The sequence below is a fragment of the Caballeronia sp. LZ001 genome, assembly GCF_031450875.1.
GTDB lineage: Bacteria > Pseudomonadota > Gammaproteobacteria > Burkholderiales > Burkholderiaceae > Caballeronia.
Map to the genome: position 1 here is coordinate 1,879,366 of NZ_JARTVX010000004.1, position 22,111 is coordinate 1,901,476.

At 59.7% G+C, this 22,111-nt stretch carries 24 protein-coding genes; 7 read left to right on the plus strand and 17 right to left on the minus strand.

Translation table 11 applies throughout. From position 1 onward, the window contains the following. Positions 1–29: 29 nt before the first annotated feature. Positions 30–710, minus strand: coding sequence for a response regulator transcription factor (locus P9292_RS19525; RefSeq protein ID WP_250509901.1), 681 nt, complete (start codon positions 708–710; stop codon positions 30–32). Next, on the minus strand, positions 707–1,987 hold the full coding sequence (locus P9292_RS19530) for an ATP-binding protein (protein WP_309960854.1): 1,281 nt from the start codon (positions 1,985–1,987) through the stop codon (positions 707–709). Before P9292_RS19530 ends, P9292_RS19525 begins: the two co-directional genes overlap by 4 nt. A gap of 297 nt (positions 1,988–2,284) precedes the next feature. Here P9292_RS19530 and P9292_RS19535 point away from each other — a divergent pair, with 297 nt between their 5' ends. Beyond that, on the plus strand, positions 2,285–2,473 hold the full coding sequence (locus P9292_RS19535; RefSeq protein WP_244828599.1) for a hypothetical protein: 189 nt from the start codon (positions 2,285–2,287) through the stop codon (positions 2,471–2,473). Between the two features lies 1 nt (position 2,474). Here P9292_RS19535 and P9292_RS19540 read toward each other — a convergent pair whose 3' ends face one another. From P9292_RS19540 to P9292_RS19550, 3 genes are all read right to left on the minus strand, one after another. Then, the gene (locus P9292_RS19540; RefSeq protein ID WP_309960857.1) at positions 2,475–7,331 is read right to left on the minus strand and encodes an NAD-glutamate dehydrogenase; all 4,857 of its coding nucleotides are present in this window, start codon (positions 7,329–7,331) and stop codon (positions 2,475–2,477) included. Positions 7,332–7,499: 168 nt separating this feature from the next. Further along, the gene (locus tag P9292_RS19545) at positions 7,500–7,997 is read right to left on the minus strand and encodes an LEA type 2 family protein (RefSeq protein WP_250493211.1); all 498 of its coding nucleotides are present in this window, start codon (positions 7,995–7,997) and stop codon (positions 7,500–7,502) included. Between the two features lie 58 nt (positions 7,998–8,055). Continuing rightward, entirely contained in the window at positions 8,056–8,616 is a 561-nt protein-coding gene (locus P9292_RS19550) for a metal-dependent hydrolase (protein WP_309960859.1), read from the minus strand. Between the two features lie 213 nt (positions 8,617–8,829). On the opposite strand from P9292_RS19550, the gene P9292_RS19555 reads away from it, so the two are divergent. After that, on the plus strand, positions 8,830–9,330 hold the full coding sequence (locus tag P9292_RS19555) for a M48 family metallopeptidase (protein WP_244829716.1): 501 nt from the start codon (positions 8,830–8,832) through the stop codon (positions 9,328–9,330). 86 nt (positions 9,331–9,416) lie between these two features. Here P9292_RS19555 and P9292_RS19560 read toward each other — a convergent pair whose 3' ends face one another. From P9292_RS19560 to P9292_RS19600, 9 genes are all read right to left on the minus strand, one after another. Then, positions 9,417–11,213, minus strand: a complete 1,797-nt coding sequence (locus P9292_RS19560) for a ShlB/FhaC/HecB family hemolysin secretion/activation protein (RefSeq protein WP_309960860.1) — start codon at positions 11,211–11,213, stop codon at positions 9,417–9,419. Between the two features lie 183 nt (positions 11,214–11,396). Further along, positions 11,397–11,684: a barstar family protein gene (locus P9292_RS19565; RefSeq protein WP_309960862.1), complete on the minus strand. Its 288-nt coding sequence runs from the start codon at positions 11,682–11,684 to the stop codon at positions 11,397–11,399. A gap of 297 nt (positions 11,685–11,981) precedes the next feature. After that, the gene (locus P9292_RS19570; RefSeq protein WP_309960865.1) at positions 11,982–12,407 is read right to left on the minus strand and encodes a hypothetical protein; all 426 of its coding nucleotides are present in this window, start codon (positions 12,405–12,407) and stop codon (positions 11,982–11,984) included. A 120-nt stretch (positions 12,408–12,527) separates the two neighbouring features. Further along, positions 12,528–12,968 carry a hypothetical protein gene (locus tag P9292_RS19575; RefSeq protein ID WP_309960867.1) on the minus strand — a complete coding sequence of 147 codons (441 nt, stop codon included), beginning with the start codon at positions 12,966–12,968 and terminating at the stop codon, positions 12,528–12,530. Between the two features lie 379 nt (positions 12,969–13,347). Further along, positions 13,348–13,821: a hypothetical protein gene (locus P9292_RS19580; protein ID WP_309960870.1), complete on the minus strand. Its 474-nt coding sequence runs from the start codon at positions 13,819–13,821 to the stop codon at positions 13,348–13,350. A 238-nt stretch (positions 13,822–14,059) separates the two neighbouring features. Continuing rightward, positions 14,060–14,326 carry a hypothetical protein gene (locus tag P9292_RS19585; protein WP_309960871.1) on the minus strand — a complete coding sequence of 89 codons (267 nt, stop codon included), beginning with the start codon at positions 14,324–14,326 and terminating at the stop codon, positions 14,060–14,062. A 77-nt stretch (positions 14,327–14,403) separates the two neighbouring features. Next, entirely contained in the window at positions 14,404–15,276 is an 873-nt protein-coding gene (locus P9292_RS19590; RefSeq protein WP_309960872.1) for a filamentous hemagglutinin N-terminal domain-containing protein, read from the minus strand. Between the two features lie 445 nt (positions 15,277–15,721). Beyond that, positions 15,722–16,183: a DUF3293 domain-containing protein gene (locus P9292_RS19595; RefSeq protein ID WP_309960873.1), complete on the minus strand. Its 462-nt coding sequence runs from the start codon at positions 16,181–16,183 to the stop codon at positions 15,722–15,724. Between the two features lie 292 nt (positions 16,184–16,475). Then, positions 16,476–16,715 carry a hypothetical protein gene (locus P9292_RS19600; RefSeq protein ID WP_244828611.1) on the minus strand — a complete coding sequence of 80 codons (240 nt, stop codon included), beginning with the start codon at positions 16,713–16,715 and terminating at the stop codon, positions 16,476–16,478. 388 nt (positions 16,716–17,103) lie between these two features. On the opposite strand from P9292_RS19600, the gene P9292_RS19605 reads away from it, so the two are divergent. Beyond that, positions 17,104–17,367, plus strand: coding sequence for a DUF4148 domain-containing protein (locus P9292_RS19605; RefSeq protein WP_309960874.1), 264 nt, complete (start codon positions 17,104–17,106; stop codon positions 17,365–17,367). 36 nt (positions 17,368–17,403) lie between these two features. Here the strand turns inward: P9292_RS19605 and P9292_RS19610 are convergent, their stop codons facing one another. The 3 genes from P9292_RS19610 to P9292_RS19620 are packed head-to-tail and all read right to left on the minus strand — an operon-like array spanning position 17,404 to position 20,089. After that, entirely contained in the window at positions 17,404–18,579 is a 1,176-nt protein-coding gene (locus tag P9292_RS19610) for an acyl-CoA dehydrogenase family protein (RefSeq protein WP_309960875.1), read from the minus strand. A 59-nt stretch (positions 18,580–18,638) separates the two neighbouring features. Continuing rightward, positions 18,639–19,064 carry a nucleotide pyrophosphohydrolase gene (locus tag P9292_RS19615; RefSeq protein ID WP_309964091.1) on the minus strand — a complete coding sequence of 142 codons (426 nt, stop codon included), beginning with the start codon at positions 19,062–19,064 and terminating at the stop codon, positions 18,639–18,641. A gap of 44 nt (positions 19,065–19,108) precedes the next feature. Then, positions 19,109–20,089 (minus strand): 2-dehydropantoate 2-reductase, encoded by a 981-nt coding sequence (locus P9292_RS19620; RefSeq protein ID WP_309960877.1) that lies wholly within the window; start codon positions 20,087–20,089, stop codon positions 19,109–19,111. Positions 20,090–20,139: 50 nt separating this feature from the next. Between P9292_RS19620 and P9292_RS19625 the strand changes: the two genes are divergently transcribed. The 4 genes from P9292_RS19625 (at position 20,140) to P9292_RS19640 (ending at position 22,107) form a co-directional block, all read left to right on the plus strand. Further along, the gene (locus P9292_RS19625; protein ID WP_309960879.1) at positions 20,140–20,325 is read left to right on the plus strand and encodes a hypothetical protein; all 186 of its coding nucleotides are present in this window, start codon (positions 20,140–20,142) and stop codon (positions 20,323–20,325) included. Between the two features lie 25 nt (positions 20,326–20,350). Next, a complete protein-coding gene (locus P9292_RS19630; protein ID WP_250466646.1) occupies positions 20,351–20,785 on the plus strand; it encodes an Hsp20/alpha crystallin family protein in 435 nt (144 codons plus the stop codon). A gap of 17 nt (positions 20,786–20,802) precedes the next feature. Then, positions 20,803–21,207 (plus strand): Hsp20/alpha crystallin family protein, encoded by a 405-nt coding sequence (locus P9292_RS19635; protein ID WP_309964093.1) that lies wholly within the window; start codon positions 20,803–20,805, stop codon positions 21,205–21,207. A 120-nt stretch (positions 21,208–21,327) separates the two neighbouring features. Continuing rightward, positions 21,328–22,107: an ABC transporter substrate-binding protein gene (locus P9292_RS19640; protein ID WP_309960881.1), complete on the plus strand. Its 780-nt coding sequence runs from the start codon at positions 21,328–21,330 to the stop codon at positions 22,105–22,107. Positions 22,108–22,111: the final 4 nt, after the last annotated feature.

Sequence of the window (22,111 nt, forward strand, 5' to 3'; positions counted from 1 at the left end):
AGAAGTCGCGCCTGAGTTTCCGGCGCGGCTCAATGAACCTCTGCATTGCCAGCGCCACGCTCGCCACGATCACGGCTCGCGTACCCCGCGCATGCGCCGACCGAAGCGAAGATGCCCGCCTTGTCGGACAGACGCACCAGTTCCGCGAGCGAATGCGCTTCCATCTTTTCCATCACACGTGCGCGATGCACCTTCACGGTCTTTTCGACGGTGCCAAGTTCACTCGCCACCTGCTTGTTTAGCCAGCCGTTCACCACGAGTATCAGCACTTCGCGTTCGCGCGGCGTGAGTCGTTCGATACGGCGTTGAATTCCGGCCATTTCATCGCGGCTGGCTAGCGCCGCGGCCGAACGAAGCAGCGCGGCATCGATTGCATTGAGCAAGGCCGTATCGCCAACGGGCTTTGACAGAAAATCCGTCGCGCCCGCTTTCATGGCGCTCACCGTCATCGGAATATCGCCGTGACCGGTGATGAAGATGATCGGCAAGGTCTCGCTCGTGTTGCATAACGCGCGTTGCAAGTCGAGTCCGCTCACGCCCGGCAACTGCACATCGAGCACGAGACAGGCGGGGTCCGCGCGCTTGCGCGCACGATCGAGAAACGCTTGCGCCGATGCAAACGCCTCCACGCGATAACCCGCCGCGCCCACTAGACGCTCGAGCGCGCGGCGCACGGAAGCATCGTCGTCGACGATGAAGACTTCGCTCATGGCGCGGTCCTTACGTGATCCCGAATCGGCAACCTGAAATGAAACGCCGCCCCATGTCCGCTGTTGCTCTCCGCCCAGATGCGCCCGCCGTGCATCTCCACGATAGTGCGGCTGATGGAAAGCCCAAGCCCGAGACCATCGCGCTTCGACGTATGAAACGGCTTGAAGAGTTCGTCCGTGAAAGCAGCGGGCAAGCCCTCGCCTTCATCACGCACGGTGACTTGCAGCCACGCATCGCCATCACGCGCAGCCGATACGGTCACGACGCGCTTGCCGGTGCAATCGTTCATCGCGTCGAAGGCGTTCAGCAGCAGGTTCAGCACAACCTGTTGCAGCTGAATCTTGTCGCCGTGGATCTGCGGCAAGTCGGGCGCCAATTCGAGCACGACGCGAATGCCGCGCACGATGGCGTCGCTATGCACGAGCAACGCGACATCGCCGATCACGCCAGCCATCGACAAGGGCGTGACTTCCAGCTCGCCCTTTTTCACGAGCGCGCGAATGCGTCGCAAAATCTCGCTCGCACGATTGTTGTCGGCGACGAGATCGCGCAGAATCTCGCGCATTTCGTCGAGGTCGATCGGCTCGCGGCTCATGAAGCGCTGCGCCGCCTGCGCGTTGCTGAGTATGGCTGTGAGCGGCTGATTCAATTCATGCGCAAGCGATGCTGCAAGTTCGCCGAGCATCGACACGCGCGTCATATGCGCGAGTTCCTGGCGATTGCGCTGCAGCTCGTAACGGTCCGTGCGGTCGATGACCACCGCAAGCGTGAGGCAGGCGTCGCTGCCGTGCATCGCGTTGAGGGCGACATCGGCCAGAAACTGCGTGCCGTCCTTGCGGCGTGCGAAGAGTTGCGCGACGGTCGTGCCGATATCGCCAGGCTGCTGCAGGCTCGCCATCTGCAAGCCGGGCACGACGAGTTCCGCGAGTTCGCCGATCAGCTCGCAGCGCGCATAACCGAGCAGCTTTTCGGCGCTGCCGTTCACGAACTCGATACGGCCATCGGCTTGCAGAATCAGGATCGCGAGCGGAAGGCATTCGAGCGTATCGCGCAAGGACGAATTGGGTTCGATGCTCGCGGGCACTGCAATGGCTTGCGATGCGGCACCATGCGCATGCCGCTTGAACGGCGGCACGGAGAACAGCGAGCTGAAACGAAGCGAGAGCGACGCGCGCGCCACCCGAATGTCCCGCGCCGGCGCGCGCTTGCCGAAGGGCGCGAGCGTCAGTCCCATCAACGCGGCCGCGAAGGCCGCTGTGGCGTGCACGATAGCCATGACCCCGTGCTCCTGTCAGTCCGTCGCCCGTTACAAACGCGGCGGCGTGAAATGGCATGCAGGACGTAGACGATGCCCCGGCATTTGCCAAGCGCGTCGCTACTTTCTTCTCTTGCCGATCAAGGTCGCAGCGCCAACCCGCCATCTGCAAGGCGCAGCGCGAATGTTGCGTTCACCGAAAACCTCGATCGTCAAGGCTTCGTCCAAGCAATACCACAACCGCACCGCGCGGGCACGTCCCGTGCGTTCGAGATGCGTTAAAAACGAATCAACGAACGCAACCATCAGGCAAACGCCATGAAGAACCCTTTTCTGAGCATGTGGTTGTCCGGCGCCAATGCCGTGGCCGGATCGGTGCGCGGCCACGCAACGGCGGCCGCCAGGCGACAGACGAAAACGGCGACGCGCCGCAGCCAGAAGCAAGTAGCCGACTTCTGGACCGCCGCGCTCACGCCACCGAAAGCCACCAGGAAAAAGCGCCGCTGATTCAGGCGCGTTCGAGCACCGCCATTTCGCGCACCACGACGAGCAGCATCGACAGACTCGTGCCGCCGCTCGCTCGAAGCTCGGTGAGCAAGCGCGTGTAGCGGTCGAGCGCCGCCTCGCGTTTGGCGCGCCAACTCTCCACGATCACATCCGGATTGTCGATGCCTCTCGACTGTTCGAGCGCACTCACCGTCAGCGCACGCTTGAGCCGGCCGAGCTCTTCGAGCGCGGCGGCGCGGGCCAACAAGTCCCAGTGCGTGGTGATGGGCAAAGCCATCGCGCGCTCGGCGATACCGCGATAATCCAGCAACGTGCCGATGCCGAAGTAGACGCTCGCCACGATTTCGAGACCACGCTCCGAGCAGGCGGCCACTTCCGCGCTATCGAGCACCGCCGTGGCAATCTCGCCACTCGCGACACGTGCGGCGAGACTGCTTTCCACGCCGGCGTCTTCGAGTTCACGACGGCGCGCGTACCAGGCATCGAGTTGCGTGGCCGGCAAGAGCGCGGGCAGTTGCGGCGCGAGCCTATGCGCGGCTTCACGGCAACGCGCGAGCACGCCCGCCGTATCGTTCGGACTTTGTTCGAGCGTTCGCAGAAACCAGAGTGCGGTGTCGTCGAGCAGACGCACGACATCGACGAACATGCGTGCCTGCACTTCATCCGCGACGAGATTGTCCAGTCCGTCGATATTGCGCCACAAGTCATCGAGGCTGAAGACGTCGCGCGCCATCAATGCGGCGCGCACGATATCGCTCGGCCGCGCATCGGTTTCCTCCATCAGCCGATGCACGAACGTGCAACCCGTGCGATTCACGAGCACGTTGGTCAGATGCGTGGCGAGAATTTCGCGCTTGAGCGGATGATGCTGCATGGTCGCGCTAAAACGGCGCTGCAGCGGCTTCGGAAAATACGCGGGCAGCAGATCGGCGACGAGCGGATCTTCCGGCACGTCGGATTCGAGCAATTCGTCGTAGAGCCACATCTTGCCGTAGGCAAGCAGCACGGCGCGCTCGGGCGATGTCAGTCCTAACCTTGCAGCGGCGCGCTCGGCGATTTCGTCGTCGGATGGCAGGAACTCGATCTTGCGCTTGAGCCGGCCCGCGCGTTCGAGATAACGCATCATGCGCGCCTCGGCATCGAGCGTTTCAGCAACGTGACGGTTAGCAATCGACAACGCCTGCGTCTGCGCGTAGTTGTCTTTCAACACGAGCAGGCCCACTTCGTCCGTCATTTCCGCGAGCAGCACGTTGCGCTGCTTCTCGGTCATCTCGCCGTCCGCGACCACGAGGCCGAGCAAAATCTTGATGTTGACTTCGTGATCCGAGCAGTCGACACCCGCCGAATTGTCGATGGCATCCGTATTGATGCGTCCGCCCCGCTGCGCGAACTCGATGCGCCCCAGTTGCGTGAAGCCCAAATTGCCGCCTTCCGCGACGACCTTGCAGCGCAGTTCCGCACCGTTCACGCGCACGGCGTCGTTGGTGCGATCGCCGACTTGCGCGTTGGTCTCGATGCTCGATTTCACGTACGTACCGACGCCGCCGTTATAGAGCAGATCGGCTTCGGCGAGCAGAATCGCGCGGATCAGTTCGACTGGCGCAAGACTCGATGCCGTGATGCCCAGCACCTTCTGCACTTGCGGCGACACGGGAATGGCCTTCGCCGTGCGCGCATGGATCCCGCCGCCCGCCGAGATCAACGCGGTGTCGTAATCGGCCCAGCTCGAACGCGGCAACGCAAAGAGACGCTGACGTTCCTCGAAGCTCGTGGCCGCATCCGGATTCGGATCGAGGAACACATGCCGATGATCGAACGCCGCGATCAGGCGGATATGCCGCGACAGCAACATGCCGTTGCCAAACACATCGCCCGACATGTCGCCGACGCCGACCACGGTGAAGTCGGTGGTCTGCGTATCGAAGTTCATCTCACGGAAATGCCGCTTGACCGACTCCCACGCGCCACGCGCCGTGATGCCCATCTTCTTGTGATCGTAACCAACCGAGCCGCCCGAGGCGAAGGCATCGTCGAGCCAGAAGCCGTATTCATGCGCAATGGCGTTCGCATAATCGGAGAAGGTGGCCGTGCCCTTGTCCGCCGCCACGACGAGATACGGATCGTCGGGATCGTGGCGCACGACATCGGGCGGCGGCACGATGCCATCGGGCTTGCGGTTGTCGGTGACATCGAGCAGGCCGCGCAGGAACATCTGATAGCACGCGACGCCTTCCGCGAGAAACGCTTCGCGGTCGGTGAGCGGCGGCGGATTCTTCACGACGAAACCGCCCTTCGAACCGACCGGCACGATCACCACGTTCTTCACCATCTGCGCCTTCATGAGGCCAAGCACCTCGGTGCGGAAGTCTTCGCGCCGGTCCGACCAGCGCAAGCCGCCGCGCGCCACGCGGCCGCCGCGCAGATGCACGCCTTCCACGCGCGGCGCATAAACCCATATCTCGAACATCGGCTTGGGTTCGGGCAGACCCGGCACTTTCGAAGGATCGAGCTTGAACGACAGATACGGACGCGGTTCTCCGTTCGGCTCGCGGCGGAAATGATTCGTGCGCACGGTCGCCGTGATGACGCCGAGGAACTGCCGCAGAATGCGGTCTTCATCGAGATTCGGCACCTTGTCGAGGGCCGCTTCGATATCGGCGAGCACGCGTTCGACGTGCGGTTCGCGCTCTTCGGCCGAGCCGCCGCGTGCGGGATCGAAACGCACCATGAAAAGTTCGAGCAGCTTCGTCGCGATTTTCGGATTGCCGGTGAGCGCGCGTTCGATATACGCGTCGCTGAAATTCGAGCCGACCTGCCGCAGATACTTCGCATACGCGCGCATGATGGTCACGTCGCGTGCGCCGAACTGCGCGCGCAGTACGAGGCGATTGAAGTCGTCGCTCTCGGTTTCGCCCGTCCAGACGCTCGCGAACGCGTTTTCGAAGAGCGGCTTCACGCGGTCGATATCGAACTCCACGTCGTCCTGCAATTCGAGACCGAAATCGTGAATCCACGCGGTAGGCGCGCCGTTCGGCTCGATCAGATACGGCCGCTCCTCGTCCACGCGCACGCCGAGATGTTCGAGCATCGGCAAGCTTGCGGACAGCGCGATCGGCTCGCCCACGCGATACACCTTGAAGCGAAACGCGCGCCGTCCCGGTTCTATGGCCGCTTCGATCGGCCGATAAAGACTCATTGCGAGACCGCCGGGGCGCGAATGCGTCGCCTCGATCAGTTCGATGTCGCGCACCGCCGTGCGTGCCGGATAATCCTCGCGATAACCGGCGGGAAACGAATCCGCATAACGGCGCAACAGCCGGTTGCCCTCTTCCTCGCCGTGACTGTCGATGAGCGCATCGGCGAGATCGTCCTGCCAGCGGCGCGCGACCTGCACGACGCGCGCTTCGAGTTCGCGCGTATCGACTTCGGGCATTGCGCCACGATCCGCGCGCACGACGATATGAATTCGCGCCAGCGGCGACTCCGACAACAGCGGCGTGAACTCGATGCTCTTGCCGTTGAACGCCTCCATCAGCACTTTCGAAATGCGGCGGCGCAGGTCGGTGTTGAACTTGTCGCGCGGCACGAACACGAGACACGACACGAAGCGGTCGAAGCGATCGCGCCGCACGAACAGACGCGTGCGCTGATGTTCCTGCAGACGCAGCACGCCGAGCGCGATGTCGAAGAGCACGTCTTCATCGGCCTGGAAAAGTTCGTCGCGCGGATATTGTTCGAGCACGGAGATGAGCGACTTCGCGAGATGCCCTTTTTCGAGGAAGCCCGCGCGCCGCACGATGTTCGCGCACTTGCGCCTCACGATAGGAATCTCGGAGGTCGGCACGAGATAAGCCGTCGATGTGTAAAGCCCGAGAAAGCGCCGTTCGCCCGTGACCTTGCCGTCGGGCGAGATGCGCTTCACGCCGACGTAATCCAGATAGCCCGGCCGATGCACCGTGGCACGCGAATTCGCCTTGGTCAGAAAGATCGGCGCCGCGCCTTCGACGATAGCGGCCGCGCCCGGTGGCAGCGGCGTGAGATCGCCGCCCGCCGGCTCGCGCAGAATGCCCGCGCCCGAACCCGGCACGCCGCGCAGCGCGAGACCGTCTTCGTGCTCGACGAGGTCGTAATCGCGGCAGCCGAGGAACGTGAAGTGATCGGCCACCATCCATTCGAGAAAGGCGCGCGCTTCGAGACCGTCGGGAGACGTATCGCGCGTTTTCAGATCGGCGATGGACGCGCGCGCCGCATCGACCACTTTCGGCCAGTCCTCGACCGCCTCGCGCACGTCCCCGAGCACCCGCGCAATGCTCTCGCGCACTTCTTCGAGCCGCTCGCCTTCGCTGCAGCGGTCCACTTCGAAATGAATGAACGATTCGAGCGACGAGCGGCCATCGCCTGCATCGGCGTGACCTTGTCCTATACGCACGATGTCGCCGGCGTGCGGCCCGGCATCCGCGCGCCACACGCGAAACACCGGATGAATGGCCGAATGCAGCGCAAGACCGAGACGGTTCAGCTCCATGGTCACGGAATCGACGAGGAAAGGCATGTCGTCGTTGACGATCTCGACCACCGTATGGTCGGAATGCCAGCCGTGCTGTTCGAGATTGGGGTTGTAGACGCGCAGGACCTCGCGCCCGCCCGCGAACTGCTGCGCCGTTTGCCAGTGCGCCATGGCCGCGCCGTAGAGATCGGCGATATCGCGGCTCGCGATATCCTCGATATCCACCTGGTCGTAGTAATGACGCAGGAAAGGCTCGATGAGCTGGAAGGCGGCGTCAGGCAGACGCCCGTGTGCGAATTCGAGCAGATCCTTGATGAGATGTTCGACCTGCGCTTCGTTCCTGACCAGCATGGTGCCCTCCTCAGTCTTTTCGAGTCTGTCGGATGCTCTGCAGGATTATGCGCCCCGTCGTGCGGAAGCCTTGGATGGACCATGTGCGGATGCACAATGCGCGAGCGCTCGTCAGGGCACCTTATTCCGTCACGATGACGAACGCGCGACAGCCCGAAGACGGGCTGCTCAGTAACCCAACGCGCCGTTGCCGCCGGGAAAGTCGATGGTGCCGGAGTCGGAGAAACGCGTGCCGCCGAATGGACCGCCCGCGAGCTTGCCGCGCGCGACGTAGGAGACCTTGCTGACCGAGTCGCCGGATGCATAGCCGAGCGCCTGACGCGCCACCGATACCGCCGACACCGTCACCGGCACCGACACCACGACTTCGCCGAAGCGCGGCACCGTGCCGCTTTGCGGACTGACGCCGCTTGCGAAGGAACGGCCGTTGACATCGAGATCGAGCGCGACGCCGTCGAAGTTCACGGCGGTATCGTTCGGATTCTGCACGCGCAGCTTCACGGCGAAGCGCATTTCGAGCCCCTGCCCTTCGAGCGGTTCGATGCCCGCGACGCTCACGCGCAGGCTGTCGCGGTTGAGCAGACTCGCGCACCCGGAGAAGGCGAACAGCATCACGAGAGCGGTGATCAGGAAAAGGAAACGGCTTCGCGCGTGATTCGGTTGCATCGGCAAGGGCTCCTGTTGCGAGAGATTAGGCAACGGACATTCTAACGGGGTGATGCCTTCATGCCGGACCGGTCAGCACATGCACCGCGTTCAGCAGCATGCGAACATGCGCGTGATGGAACCAGAGATCGTCCACGACATAGAACGCGGCAACCCATGACAAGCCGACCACGATCAGGTCGCAGGTTCCGCTCGTCCAGAGATTGAGCGAATGACGCGGACCGATCCAGGGCACGCCGAGCGGGTTGGGCCAGTCCGCGAGCAAATGCATGATGCCGCCGCACGCGAACCCGACGCCGACCGCCGCGGCGGGATGTTGTCTCAGCAGATGCCACGAAAGCGCGAGCAAGGCGACCCAGCCGATGCCCCAATGCGTCAGCGTGCGATGCGTGATCCAGAGCTTGCGCCTCTTGCTCCACCAGGCGACTTCGAGCCAGTCCGGCGCGGTTGCACCGGCTACCCCAGCGAGTAACGCCAGCGCAAGGTAAAGGTAATACATGCCGCCGCTGGTCTTGTCGATGCCTTGCGCGCTGCCGATGTTGCCCATATGGCCAACGATTGCCGCCGCGATGATTCCCGCAGCCCACCCGGTCGCGTGATGGGCCTTGCTCGATGCCATGACTGCCTTGTCCTGCTTGCAATGAAGAGCGCAGATGTTCGCATGGCGCGCGTCTGCCGGAGCGGGCGGATACAGAAACTTACGTAAATGCGGGACCTGCAACACCGCTCATGGTTCTTTCGGCGGCGAGATGGCGCAGCGTTGACTAGAATGAATAAAACAACGCTGCGCGTGCGCGCCTTCGTGCATCTTTATCTATCGACTTTTATCGTCATGCAACAGCTGAAATACCTGAGCGCTTATCCGAATACGCTACAGGACAAAGTGCGCCGATTGATTGCCCAGCAACAGCTCGGCAGCTATCTCGAAGCGCGTTATCCGCAAAAGCACGCGGTGCAGTCCGACCGCGCGCTCTATCAATACTGTGCGGAACTCAAGAGCGAGTTTCTGCGCGTGGCGCCTTCCATCGATAAGGTCATCTACGACAGCAAGCTCGATGTGCTGCGTCATGCGCTCGGACTCCATACGGCGATTTCACGTGTGCAGGGCGGCAAGCTCAAGGCGAAGAAAGAGATACGGATCGCATCGCTCTTCAAGGATACGGCTCCCGAGTTTCTTCGGATGATTGTCGTGCATGAACTCGCGCACCTGAAAGAGAACGATCACAACAAGGCGTTTTACCGGCTTTGCGAATTGATGCAGCCGGGGTATCACCAAATCGAGTTCGATCTACGGCTTTATTTGACGCATCGGGATTTGGTGCGGGGAGGATGATCAGGAAGAAGGCTAAGGGTGCGACGCCTGCTCGCTCAGTGCCCGAGCGAGGGGGCGTACTTTCAAGTACGCCCCTTCGCGATGACTTAGAGTTGGGCCGTCATCTGGAATCCAACCGTTACGCGTGAGGTTGGAAACCGTGACGGCTTGTAGATTGGCGTGCCGGCAAAAAGGTCGTAACTCAATCCAGCATATTTCGTTGGGACGCCGCCGCGAATGCCGATTACCGCGCCCACGAGCTGCGTACCCGCGAGAAATGCCGTGTTCGGGCCAAACACGCGTCCATAGTCGATGCCGGCATAGAGCGCTTGTCCTGTCTTTCCGATCGGCGCTTGCAACTCGTTGCGCCAGTAGAAACCGCGCTCGGCCGCGAGCATCTGTTCACCGTCGAAGCCACGCACCGTATAGCGGCTGCCGATGGTCAGATCGTCGATGTAGTTGAGCGTGTCGTTCGTGTACTGGCCGTGGATCGTCGTCACGTAGCGAAGCGCTTGATTTGCGATGGCGAACGGCACCGAGAGGTTCGCATCGAGCACGGCCATGTGGAAGCGGTAAGTCGGGCCGCTCGGCTTGGTCGCCGGCGTCGGTGCGATATTCGGGTCGGGCGGCAAGGATGGATCGGGCGTCGCGCCAAATGCGCCGATGCCCTGGCGAAACGCAAGCGTGCCGTCGAACTGCGCGCCACCCAGGTAATGCCGATCCGTCAGACCGAGTTCCAGGAACGTGTTGTTGCGGTGCTGGAGTTCGATCTCGGTGTCGTCAATGAAGCTCGCGCCGAAGCGCTTCGACAGTTGCACGTAGGTGCCGAACACGTCGCTTTGTCCGCGATGTAAGACGCGCGCGAGTTTGACGCCGGCGGTCTGTGAGTTGCCACTCGACACGAAGGTCTGGTTGGCGCCCGCGATCTGTTGATAGTACGTGTTGGTGTTGCCGAAGACGGTCGCGGTCCAATAGCCCCATGGCATCGAATACGATCCGTTGAAGCCATGCGAGCCCAGGCCCTTGTCGCCGAATTCGAGGTCCTGATTTGCGCCGACAGTGAGGACGTCATTCAGGCCAAGGAGATTGTCGATGCCGAGACTGAGGTTGCCTTGCAGCTTGCCCGTTGCGCGGCTGCCTGAGTTATCGACCGATGCGACGAACGAATAAGGCTTGCCGCGCTTGACCGTGAGCACGACATCGCTCTCGCCGGGGATGTCGGTCGGCTCGATCTTCATGTCCGCATCTTGACTGGCGACGCGCTTCATCTGTTCGATGCCTTGTTCAAGATCGCGCAAGTCGAGGACGTCACCGGGTCTTGTGGGGAAAGCGGTTTTCCACGAGCCCCGTGACATGGGTTCGGCGAACCGTATGTCACGAATGACGCCGGGGACCAGCGCGAACTTGAGCGTGCCATGCGACAGGTCTTGCTCGGGTAACAACACGCGCGTGGTGATGTAGCCGCGACTCAGGATCGCTTGCTGCAGGCCTTTGGTCAGCACGTTCACGCCTTCTTTTCCGATGCATTGATCGGTGTAGTGGCCGAGCCATTCACGCGCGAACGCGAACGGATCGAGCGGTAAGGCTGATGCGCCTTTGGCTCGTATTGCGTCGGGCAGGCTTGGTGGAACGTCGAGCGTGAACGCGTCGATGCGGAAGCACGGCGATTCGGTTGGCAGGGTTGGAAAGCCCTGATCGCCGGGAACACTTGAGCGCACGGCGGGCGTTTGAACTGACGTCTCACGTTGCTGCGCTTCGCGTTGCTGCTGGACCTGTTGTTCTTGCTGGGCGTTGGCGCGCGCTGCTGCCGCTTCATTTGCGGAGTTTGGTGCTTGCTGTGCGTGTATCCCTAGTGATGCGAAGGCTGTAAGCGGCAAAGCCGTCAGCCACTTTCTGATTCTCATAATGCTCAAATACTCACTTTTACTTCGCATGCCTTCGCCTTCGCAAGCTTTCTTCGCTCACCATTTAAGCTCGAAATCACTTCGTCGGACGATGGCTCTCGTATGTTGTGTCTTGGAGGTGGCGATCTAGCGCCTACTTGATTACTCCCCTAGCAACAAACCCGGCCGCGGCCGGGTTTGTTGCTAGCATAGTAGGTAAGTGAACTTATCCTCCCACCCAAACTTCTCATCTTGTTGCTTTACACGTTCAAGAATCCCTCGAACCTCTTCGAACGCCCTCCCCATACTTGTCTTCGATATCTGCGAGTTGTTCCACACCAGGGTAACGGGCCGCTCCACACTTGTGCTCAACAAATCCCACAGTGCGTCCAAGTTGCACCCATAAAACGCTTGCACATCGAGAGCTGACGCCAACTGCTGATGGAAATCCTGCTCACTCAGTACCCTCTCGCCATCAAGCTCGATCTTCATAGTTACTTCCATTTCCCACTGGCGCGGCAGTTTTGTAGTGATTGGTAGTTATGTACAGCAGCCCGTCACTTGAGTAAAGCAACCGTGTTCCGGGCTGGTTACTCCGAGACGTGGTACTGTTGAGTCCAACATCGCCGCTCTTGATATTGCTTTTGCCAAACCAATGTATTTAGCCGTACGCGATGCCTGCCTAATTGTCGTTGCGAGCTATTCTTAACTGCCGTCACTTTCACACTGCTGGTGTCCAGACTCGAGGTCTGAACCTGATTGATGGAGTGGCTGCCCGTGCGCAAACTCCTAGGAGCCGCAGGTTCTAAGCGAATTTGCACTATATGACATAGAAAATCCGTAGATCATTCGGGGTATTCCATGTGACGCATCGGTTGATGGCTTGGTATCGATCCGCGCAAGCATCCCATTCTTGCAAAGCAGGACCTCTCTCAGTTTTTTCGATTCCAAAGTAGCCCAACCGCTCTCTCTTAATTTTTTCTGATACTCGACAGTTAATTCCGGCGTCCATGATTCTGCGGTAATGTTCTTAATCAGCAACGCCCCTCCGGATTTCGCATTTGAATAGACTGAATTGACGTCACCGCCTGCCACAAGAGCATGACTCATATCCGCAGCCATTACGGCTAGATGGTCTTCACTCTGTCCTTTCGAGGGATTCTTTATGTCGGCGACAATCATCGCTGTTAAACCAAAGACAACCATAAGTGCCACACATGTCGTCCTCCGGGCGTTCCACTTACCGCTATGCATTTGTGCCTCCCATTCCTAAAATTGTATAGACAGGAAAGCTATCGCCGCCGCTCGCGTTTCCATCGGGACTGGGCGTTTTGGTCACGCCCCTACTCCAAGCCCGGCCTCGATAGCCGTCTGACCTCCGACAGCGTGGTTAAGCCCGCCGCAAATTCCAAAAAGGCATCCGTTTCCGCCATACGAATACCCTCCAAGAAATTGGTTAGTTAGGTCGGCCTTATCAGCAAATGCTTCTGCCAACTTCGTGTAATCAGCGGTGCCCGGTGCGTATTCGGCCGCGCAGTGAACAAGAGCGCAGCCAGCCGCCTCTAGTCGATGTTCTTTGTCAGCGTCGCCGTTGGCTAAATCCTTGATGGCCTTCTTCTCACCCGGATGCAACTGCCGATTGTACAAATCCACGACTTCAACCAATCTTGACCAGCCAGCCTGCGAATAGGCCAAAGCACAAACAGCCCACCCAGCACGCTCCGAACCATCGAAGTGCTCGAAACAAACGAAATCGAGCTTTCTTGCCTTCCTCACTTAGGTAACGTTCAGAGACTAGCGACTTTCTCTTTAGCAATCGAGCGTCGAAAACGGTTTGCCCTGGTTGCGGATTATTTACCATTTGCAGGAAGAAATAGGCTGCCGTGAAGAGTGCTCCGGCGGCTAGCGCACAAAGAATAACGAAGACAGACGTTGCAGCGCTGACAAACACTCTGATTGGCACAGAACTTATTGCGTTAAACGTCTCTTTGAAAAAGAATGCAGCAAGCACAGTCAGCGAAGCTGAAAAAGCTGCGCTCATCGCAAAAATTCGTGTACGCAAATTCATTTCGGTAAGCCCCTCACTTACAAATAGACTGAGCCATACCGCTCTTGATATTGCTAATGCCGAATGTACATGTCGGACGGTTATTGCTTACGGACCACACTCATTAATCGATGCTGCGCTGTACTCAAAGCGCACTCCATACGTCGTGGCGGAAAGCGCTGGGAAAAATTCTGCCTTTTTGTCGAGCGTGGCTAGTGCACCGAGTTTGCAGGCCTCCCACTTTTCGTTGTCGGTGTGCGACCTCTCTTCCCATCCCCGGCTCTGAAGCGCTGTCTGGTAGTTATCAAATAATTGATCCGTCCATGAGTCGGCAGCGATGTTGCGCGTTAGGGACGCCACGCTTCCGCGATTCACATCCTTTCGGAATACAATGTTTCCGCCAATCCCAAGCATATAGTCCATGTCAGACTTCATCATATTGAACTTACGCGAGACATCCGTTGGATTCGTAAGCAACACGTCGTAAAAGAAAATGTATCCAAAAGACAGCACAAACAGCCCACTGCCCGCGAAGATGCCGCTTTGCGCGCCAAGCACTTGCAACCGAATTTCGCCCGACACATTTCTGACCCAACAGCATTTTGCCCTGACGCGACTCTTGCCCTAAAGACGCGATTGTGCCAGATGACGAACTGCCCTCATCTCAAATACATGGCATGACGAAGTGTTGTCGACTAGCCGTGTCTGACGGCGCGTGCAGCACGACGGCAAGCTCATCATTACGCCTGCTTGAACAGCTCCCAGCAACGAACCCGGCCTCAGCCGGGTTCGTTGCTTTAGCGGAAGAAGATGTTCTTTATCAATATGTACGCAATGAAACCGAAGACAATCGTAAATCCGATTGCAGCAACAACGCGGCTTCGACGAGTCTTAGCCGATGACGAGAATGGGAAGCTTGGCATGTGATTCCAGTTTTTCCTTGGTCCACCGTATATCCGCCTCCAACCGTGCCGATATTATTGGTCTTACCGGCATTCACCCCGGCACCGACACCAATCACAGTCGCGCCCCCGTTACCCGGCGAATACATCAAACCGCCACCAAATAAATCATAGGCGCCACTCATTCCACCAGCATAACCACCAGTCAGCTACCGAAGGCGCGGCAACGTTTCGTGTTCGAGATGTTGGACACCGTGCTGGCTCAGGCGCAGCAGTATGGAGAATGAATCTGGAGTAGAGAAGTAGAAGAAGCGCGGGCCGCATGGGCGGCAAGGGTGTCGTGATCAACCTGATTTGAACCTGCGATGGCGTTCAAATTGTTGGCGTACACCGCCGCATTGATTTGAATCGCGCGAGCCAGAAGATCAACTTGATCGATGTTCGTCGCATTCAGCCCCGCGCCTTGCACGGTGATATTGCCGCCCGTGACATTGAAGCCCGCGAGACTGCCGTTCGGGCCATAATTCGGCGTGCCGGTGGTGAGAATGACGCGCGAAGTGTTGATGAAGCCCGCGCCGTCGACTACCAAGCCATTCGGATTGGCGACGACCACCTCTGCTTTAGGCCCCGCAACTTCCAAATACCCGTGCAGCTGCGAAGGCGCATTGTTCATCACCTGATTGACGATGATCTTCGCTGAATTGCCGGGTGTCAGATTCCCATTACCCGAGATATATCCCGCTAGCTGGCTTTGGATATTGACCGGCGAATTATTGAGAATCGCGCCCTTCGCAGGTACGTCGAATTGTGAAAAATTATTGACGGAAACACCGCTGCCGGACGGTCTTGCGATATTGACCTGATTCAAACCATTCTGAGTTTGAATGACCTGCGCGCCGGAGCCTGGCGCTGCGACGATCTGTGCAAACGTCAGCCCGGAAGCCGAACCGAGCAGCAGCACGGCCGCCCAAGCCATTGCGCTAAAAGCTGTTTGAAACATCGAGGCGACGGGAGTGCGCCGTGCAAGACCTTCTCCCCGTGCAGCACCATTACCGTGGGCCGATGCAAACTCAGCTACTACCACCAACATACGTCGCACGCGACTGAAAACCAGCCGGTAGGAATGCTTATTCATTTTCTTATAGTTTTATAAAGATTTCAAAACGCAGGTAACGCCCGAAGCGGAAGGCCGCTATTTACTCGCGGATTAACCGTTCGTAACAATCAGAATGTTCCTACTTTGATGGGACGCCGGACATTCGACAAAAGGACTTGTCGCGAACGAAAAGCAGAACAAAGTCACACGCTTGCAAGACGCGGATTGCAAACGCGGTATCGGGTCCGAAGCGTTCGGTAGTGTTGGCAAATCGATCGGGCAGAAGGCACGCAGACATCGTCGACGAAGGTGTCGAAAACTGTCTACGTTTGTCGCGCGTGCCACGCATTACTTGCAATTGCGTTGCGTGTCTTATGGACGATCACGTTAGCAACTGGCGCGTGCACATAGCACCACCTGTCCGAATCATGCGATGTGGTCAGTCAGAAAACCCAGTGATGGAGATCAACCGCTAATACCGATATCAACGATAAACCGGATGCCACAGCAAACAAGGCAGACCTGCAGCATCGACATAAACCACGGCGTTCTGCTCGAACTTTTGCATAAGCGCATCTGCGAATTGGGGTGTCGTGCCGAGGACGAAGAGACTTGCTTCGGCGGTCCACTTTCCCTTCGGATCGATGCCGGCTCCGGGCAGCGCATGCAAGCCCGCTCGTTCGATATGGTCAATCAGCAAGCACTGCCGCTTTGCGTTATGCGCCGGTTCAAGCACGTGTCCGAATGGATTGAAGGCCGTCACGAACACCGCGCTAAAGACATGATGCCTTGAAAGAAGTGAAGCAACATCGGCATTATGCTCGCCGATTTTCATCTCCACGACCGGCTCGATATCGATGCGATAAATCGCCTCGCGGTAACTATCTCGCGTCGCGTCCAAAAGGCTCGGGCTGGGCTGAATCCGTTGGTGCTCGTCGTGGTTCATGTAGGTAATCCGCGAATCGGCGGCTGAGAAAGCATGCGCTGAAGACGCACGTTGCATCTTGAACTTTACCGCGCTCGACTTGGCGGATCGATGAAACGCAGACTACCGCACGGCGAAGCGAATTCATGAAAGGCATCGCGAAGCGGAGTGCATCGAGAGAGAGAAGCAGAGAGACATCGACCCATGCGATTCGTGTCGATAACGACGCGCAGCGTGTCACGCATAACGCGGCCGAAGATAAAACGCAGAGAAGCTAGAAGACAGAGAAGCAACGAGGCCCGACGATTGTCCGTTATGTGCAACCCTGCTGCCGCTCACCGCGGCTGAAGATTTGACGCGAACGCCAGTCGTCGGAGCGAAGCACTTGCTCGCCGTCCTCGCGCGCTTCCTCTTCCGTATCAAAACCTTCGTCGCTATAAGCGGCGATTTTCATGCCGACACCCGCGGCACGTTCGACGGTGATGGCCCAATGCCAGCCGCCTTCCTGATAAAAAACATGCAGCGTCGGCAGAGACGATAAGGTCAAGTCCATGTTTGCGGCTCCTTCAAGCTGACGTTCGTAAGGCTAACCTGCCTCCTCGACGAACGCCCTCGAAAACGGGCGCTTTGTTATTGCGTCGATGTCTGTTGATATTCTTGAGCGGCTGTGAGCCGCCCCGCTCAGAACAGCATACGCAATGGGATGCTGCATTGCAACACGGGGTTTCCCGAGGCGTGGTACCGATCCGACGAGGCCGATCATTGCGGAACCTTTTACACGAGATAGACGGAAGATCGACAATGAAGCACCCGTATTGACTCAAGGCTATCTCGCCAAAAACACCTCTATTCGATGCGGATAAGTGGCGCTTCTAACGTGTCCGCCGTGTGTCCGTCGCCTAGAATGGAATAACCGCTCGACGCGATGCGAGGTGATCGCCATGGCATCTAAATTTCGTCTTTCCCATCTGATACTTTTTGCGACCGTCGTCTCATGTGCCGCGAGCGCGCTCGCCCAGCCGGTCGCGCCGATCGGCGACCCTTCCGCGCCGAAGACACGCGCTCAGGTCAAGCAGGAGTTTCTCGCCTGGCGCGCGGCCGGCTACGATCCCAACGACTGGCTGAACTATCCCGACAATGCCATGCGCGCGGGACAGATTGTCTCCCAGCAACGGCAAGCGCAACGCGCGACCGGTGCGAACTAGGTAGCGTTTCTGCTGCCTGAGCACGGTACTCGCGCGTTACTCCGCGCGCGGCCGCTGACCGCGCAAGATACGCCGCGCGATGCTCCAGCGATGCACTTCGGACGGACCGTCGTAAATGCGAAATGCGCGCATGTCGCTGAAAATGCGCGCGACGACCGTTTCGTGCGTGACGCCTTGTCCGCCGAGCACTTGCACCGAACGATCCACGACACGCCATAACGCCTCGGACGACACCACTTTCGCGACGCTCGATTCGTGTTTGCCGAGCACGCCCTGGTCGAGCACCCACGCGCAATGCCAGATGGCAAGGCGCGTGATGTGCAGATCCATTTCGTTATCGGCGAGCATGAAGCCAACGCCCTCGTGTTCGCCGAGCGACTTGCCGAACGCCTGACGCTGACGCGCATACGCCGTGGCGACATCGTGCGCACGCCGGGCCGCGCCGAGCCAGCGCATGCAATGCGTGAGACGCGCGGGCGACAGGCGCACCTGCGCATATCGGAACCCCTCGCCCGCTTCGCCAAGGACGTTTTGCGCGGGCACGCGCAAGCCTTCGAAACGCACCACGCCGTGGCCGCCGGGAAAGCATGTATCGAGCGAATCCATTGCGCGCTCGACCACGATGCCGGGGCTCCTCATATCGGCGAGGAACATGGTCGCGGGGCCGTCCTCGAAACGCGCCATGATGATCGCGACCGACGCGCCATGTGCGCCCGTGATGAACCACTTGCCGCCGTCGATCACGTAGCCGTCGCCATCGTGCACGGCAAGCGTTTGCAGCATGGAAGGATCGGCGCCCGCGCCCGGCGGCGGTTCGGTCATGCAAAAGCACGAACGAATCTCGCCCGCGGCGAGCGGACGCAGCCAGCGCTCCTTCTGCTCGGGCGTCGCGACGGCTTCGAGCAAATGCATGTTGCCTTCGTCCGGTGCGGCGATATTGAGCGCGACCGGGCCGAGCGGCGAATAACCCGCTTCCTCGAAAAGGATCGCCTTGGCGACATGATTGAGCCCAAGGCCGCCGAATTCCGGCGATACGTGACTCGACAGAAGTCCCGCACGACGGCCCTTGGCGATCAGTTCCGCGCGCAGCGCCTCGTCCGGGCCATGCGGCGTGCAGCGCGCATCGCTTTCCAGCGGCACGATCTCTTCGGCGATGAAGGCACGCACGCGCGCCTGCAATTCGGTCAACTCGGGCGTGAGGGAGAAGTCCATCGGCAAATCCTTTGAAGGCGGTGATCCACAAGCTTAACCGCGCGCGAAACGGCGCGTCATCAGGCTTTGTACCCGGCCGCTTTGTTTTTATCCGCTTTGTTATCTGCGGCTTTGTACTCGGAGTATTTGCGGGCATCGCCGCGAACCATGTCCGCCGGATACTTCGCGCGATTCAACGCCATCTTCTCGATGAGCGCGCGATGCAGATCCACGTCGAGCGAATCGGCGAGCATCACGAGATACGCGAGCACGTCGGCCATTTCGTGGCGAATCGCCACGAGCTTCGTCTCGTCCAGCTCGCTCTTGTCGCCGCTGGCCAGCCATGTGAACGGTTCGAGCAATTCGCTCGCTTCGACTGAAAGCGCGCTCGCCAGATTCTTCGGCGAGTGAAAGCGGCTCCAGTCCCGCTCGCGCACGAACTCGCGCAGCATGTCGCGCAGTTCGGTGAGTTCGCTTCGGCCTTCCGGCGCGTTGTGCTGATCCATCGCCATCCTTTGACGTGTCGTCATGCCGTTATGCCGTTGTGTCGTTATGCGGGATAAAGGCCCAGCGTGCGCGCATGCAGACGCGCGAGGCCGAGCAAGGCGTCGGTGAAAGGCGTGGCGACGCCGGTCATGGCGCCCAGTTCGCGTACCGACGCCACGAGCGCATCCAGTTCGACGGCCTTGCGCGCTTCCACGTCTTGCAGCATGGAGGTTTTCATTGCACCGAGCTTGAGTGTCACGGCATGGCGATCCGCCGGATTCTGCTCGATCGGAATGCCGAAGCGCGCGCCGATTTCCTTCGCTTCCAGCATGATGTTCGTGACGAAGCCGCGCACGAGATCGTCGCTCAGGATGCGGTCGGTGGTCGCGCCGGTGATCGCGCTGATCGGGTTCATCGTCATGTTGCCCCAGAGCTTGAACCACACGTCACGCTGAATCTGCGGCGAGAGCGTCGCGTCGAAACCGGCCTTCGTGAAGAGCGAAACGAGCGCTTCGGCACGCGTGCCCGACTGCCCCGCCGCCTCGCCGAGAATGAGACCCTTGCCTTGATGATGCCGGATCACGCCCGGCGCTTCGACCAAGCAACTCGCGTGGACCACGCAACCCACCGTTTGCGCGGCCGGAATGGCGGCGGCGATGGCGCCGTGCGGATCGATCGAGCTCAGCCGCTTGCCCGCGAAATCGGCGCCCAGGCCTTCGCAGAACCACCACGGCACGCCGTTCATCGCGCTCAGAACCGTGGTCTTTTCGCTCAAAAGCGGCGCGATCTGCACGGCCACGGCTTCCATCGCGGGCGCTTTCACCGCCACCACGACGAGATCCTGCGCACCGAGTTCTTCGGGCGATGCGCTCGCCGCGACCTTCACGGCATGCGTCGCATCTTTCTCGACGAGTTGCAGACCGTGCGCGCGAATGGCGTTTAGTGTCGCGCCGCGTGCGACCACGCTGACATCGCAACCCGCCTGCGCGAGCTTCACGCCGATCCAGCCGCCGATCGCGCCTGCGCCATAAATGCACACCTTCATGTCTCGTCTCCTCGTCTGAACTGTCGGACTTCATTGTAAGAGCTTGGCGCATGCCGAAACGATTCAATCTAGGCGCGCCGACGCGCATTTCAAGAGCACGAAAACGAATAAATATTCCCGTCCAAAATACGCTTTTCGATATTGAAACGATAGCCGTCGCACCTACCTTGCATGCAGAGGCAGCGAACCAGCGCGCTGTCATGGTGACATATCTCAACTTCCTGCTGCCGGCTTGACGGCCGTAACATCGGAGACCGAATCATGAGTGACTTTTATTTTGGCGGCGACTTCCTGAGCGATCTGAACCGCGTGCAACGGCAGATGTCTTCGCTTCTCGGCAATCTGCCTTCCAGCATTCGTGCCAGCCGCGCGGATGCGTTTCCCTCGCTGAACGTCGGCAGCACCGACGAAGCCATCGAAGTCGTGGCATTCGTGCCGGGCGTCGAGCCGGCATCGCTCGACGTGACGGTCGACAAAGGCCTGCTCACCATCAGCGGCGAACGGCGCGCCGAAGCATTGACCGAAGGCTCGCGCACCTACGCGAGGGAACGCTTCACGGGCGCGTTTCGCCGCGTGATCGAACTGCCGCAAAACGCGGATGCCGACAAGGTCGAAGCGCGTTATGAAAACGGCACCTTGTTTATCGTCATCGGCAAGCGCGAAGCATCCAAGCCGCGCGCCATCACCATTCAGTAAGGCACAGGGAGAAAATGATGAACGACACCACGCAAATCACCGAGCGTCAGGCAAACGAAGTTACACGCAAGAAGGAAGACACCGTGCGCCGCACGACGGTCACGCCTGCGGTCGATATCGTCGAGGATAGTCAGGGCATCACGCTGTGGGCCGACCTGCCCGGCGTGCCCCGCGAGAAACTCGATGTGAAAGTGCATGACTCGCGTCTCACCATCGAAGCCGAGGCAATCGTCCCTGTCACGGCGTCGCTGCGTGTGCATCACGCCGAATTGCGCGTGCCGCGCTTTGCACGCGCATTCACGATAAGCGACGACTTCGACACCGCGAAGATCGATGCCAACCTGCAGAACGGCGTGCTGAAGCTGACCATTCCGCGTCGTGAAGAAGCGCGTCCGCGTCGCGTGGAAGTGCGCGCGAGTTGAGCGCTTCGATGTCTCAGCAATAACGAACGGCCGCTATCACGCGGCCGTTTTTTCGCCTGCACGAGCCTCTATAATCCCAGGGCGGTCACAAGCAATCAAACTCAAACAAGGGACTTAATCGTGAAGAGGCTGTTGACGGTGTTGCTGGGCTCCATGCTGACTGTAGCCGTCAGCGCGCATGCGAAAGACTGGTCGACCATTCGCTTCGGCACGGACGCGAGCTATCCGCCGTTCGAATCGAAAGCGCCCGATGGAACGCTCGTCGGCTTCGATATCGATGTCGGCAACGAACTCTGCCGGCGGCTCGAAGCAAAATGCGTGTGGGTCGAAAACGCCTTCGACGGCATGATTCCCGGCCTCAAGTCGCGCAAGTTCGACGGCGTGCTCTCGACCATGTCGATGACGCCCGCGCGCGTCAAGCAGATCGCCTTCTCCAGCAAGCTCTTCCACGTTCCCACGCGTCTCGTCTCGAAGCGCGATGCGAACATCCAGCCTACGGCCGAATCGCTCGCGGGTAAGTCCGTGGGCGTCGAACAAGGGTCGATGCAAGAGACATACGCAAAGGCGCATTGGGGCGCGAAGGGCGTGACCATCGTGTCGTATGCGGATCAGGATCAGGTCTATGCGGATCTGCTCACGGGCCGGCTCGACGCGTCGCTGCAAAACGCGGTGCAAGCGGAACGCGGCTTTCTCGATACCCCGCGCGGCAAGCCCTACGCATTCGCAGGCGGCGCGCTCGAAGACCCCGCGATCTTCGGACCGGGCACGGCTATCGGCTTGCGTCGCGAAGACACCGACTTGAAGGAGAAGCTCGATGGCGCCATCGCCGCGATGATCAAGGACGGCACGTACAAGCGCATCGAGCAAAAGTATTTCGATTTCGATATCTATGGCGAATGAAGGA

Excerpts from the sequence above, each read along its gene's own strand:
- P9292_RS19525 (WP_250509901.1), bottom strand. The coding sequence starts at position 710 with ATGAGCGAAGTCTTCATCGTCGACGACGATGCTTCCGTGCGCCGCGCG.
- P9292_RS19530 (WP_309960854.1), bottom strand. The coding sequence starts at position 1,987 with ATGGCTATCGTGCACGCCACAGCGGCCTTCGCGGCCGCGTTGATGGGA.
- P9292_RS19535 (WP_244828599.1), top strand. The coding sequence starts at position 2,285 with ATGAAGAACCCTTTTCTGAGCATGTGGTTGTCCGGCGCCAATGCCGTG.
- P9292_RS19540 (WP_309960857.1), bottom strand. The coding sequence starts at position 7,331 with ATGCTGGTCAGGAACGAAGCGCAGGTCGAACATCTCATCAAGGATCTG.
- P9292_RS19545 (WP_250493211.1), bottom strand. The coding sequence starts at position 7,997 with ATGCAACCGAATCACGCGCGAAGCCGTTTCCTTTTCCTGATCACCGCT.
- P9292_RS19550 (WP_309960859.1), bottom strand. The coding sequence starts at position 8,616 with ATGGCATCGAGCAAGGCCCATCACGCGACCGGGTGGGCTGCGGGAATC.
- P9292_RS19555 (WP_244829716.1), top strand. The coding sequence starts at position 8,830 with ATGCAACAGCTGAAATACCTGAGCGCTTATCCGAATACGCTACAGGAC.
- P9292_RS19560 (WP_309960860.1), bottom strand. The coding sequence starts at position 11,213 with ATGAGAATCAGAAAGTGGCTGACGGCTTTGCCGCTTACAGCCTTCGCA.
- P9292_RS19565 (WP_309960862.1), bottom strand. The coding sequence starts at position 11,684 with ATGAAGATCGAGCTTGATGGCGAGAGGGTACTGAGTGAGCAGGATTTC.
- P9292_RS19585 (WP_309960871.1), bottom strand. The coding sequence starts at position 14,326 with ATGAGTGGCGCCTATGATTTATTTGGTGGCGGTTTGATGTATTCGCCG.
- P9292_RS19590 (WP_309960872.1), bottom strand. The coding sequence starts at position 15,276 with ATGAATAAGCATTCCTACCGGCTGGTTTTCAGTCGCGTGCGACGTATG.
- P9292_RS19595 (WP_309960873.1), bottom strand. The coding sequence starts at position 16,183 with ATGAACCACGACGAGCACCAACGGATTCAGCCCAGCCCGAGCCTTTTG.
- P9292_RS19600 (WP_244828611.1), bottom strand. The coding sequence starts at position 16,715 with ATGGACTTGACCTTATCGTCTCTGCCGACGCTGCATGTTTTTTATCAG.
- P9292_RS19605 (WP_309960874.1), top strand. The coding sequence starts at position 17,104 with ATGGCATCTAAATTTCGTCTTTCCCATCTGATACTTTTTGCGACCGTC.
- P9292_RS19610 (WP_309960875.1), bottom strand. The coding sequence starts at position 18,579 with ATGGACTTCTCCCTCACGCCCGAGTTGACCGAATTGCAGGCGCGCGTG.
- P9292_RS19615 (WP_309964091.1), bottom strand. The coding sequence starts at position 19,064 with ATGGATCAGCACAACGCGCCGGAAGGCCGAAGCGAACTCACCGAACTG.
- P9292_RS19620 (WP_309960877.1), bottom strand. The coding sequence starts at position 20,089 with ATGAAGGTGTGCATTTATGGCGCAGGCGCGATCGGCGGCTGGATCGGC.
- P9292_RS19625 (WP_309960879.1), top strand. The coding sequence starts at position 20,140 with ATGCCGAAACGATTCAATCTAGGCGCGCCGACGCGCATTTCAAGAGCA.
- P9292_RS19630 (WP_250466646.1), top strand. The coding sequence starts at position 20,351 with ATGAGTGACTTTTATTTTGGCGGCGACTTCCTGAGCGATCTGAACCGC.
- P9292_RS19635 (WP_309964093.1), top strand. The coding sequence starts at position 20,803 with ATGAACGACACCACGCAAATCACCGAGCGTCAGGCAAACGAAGTTACA.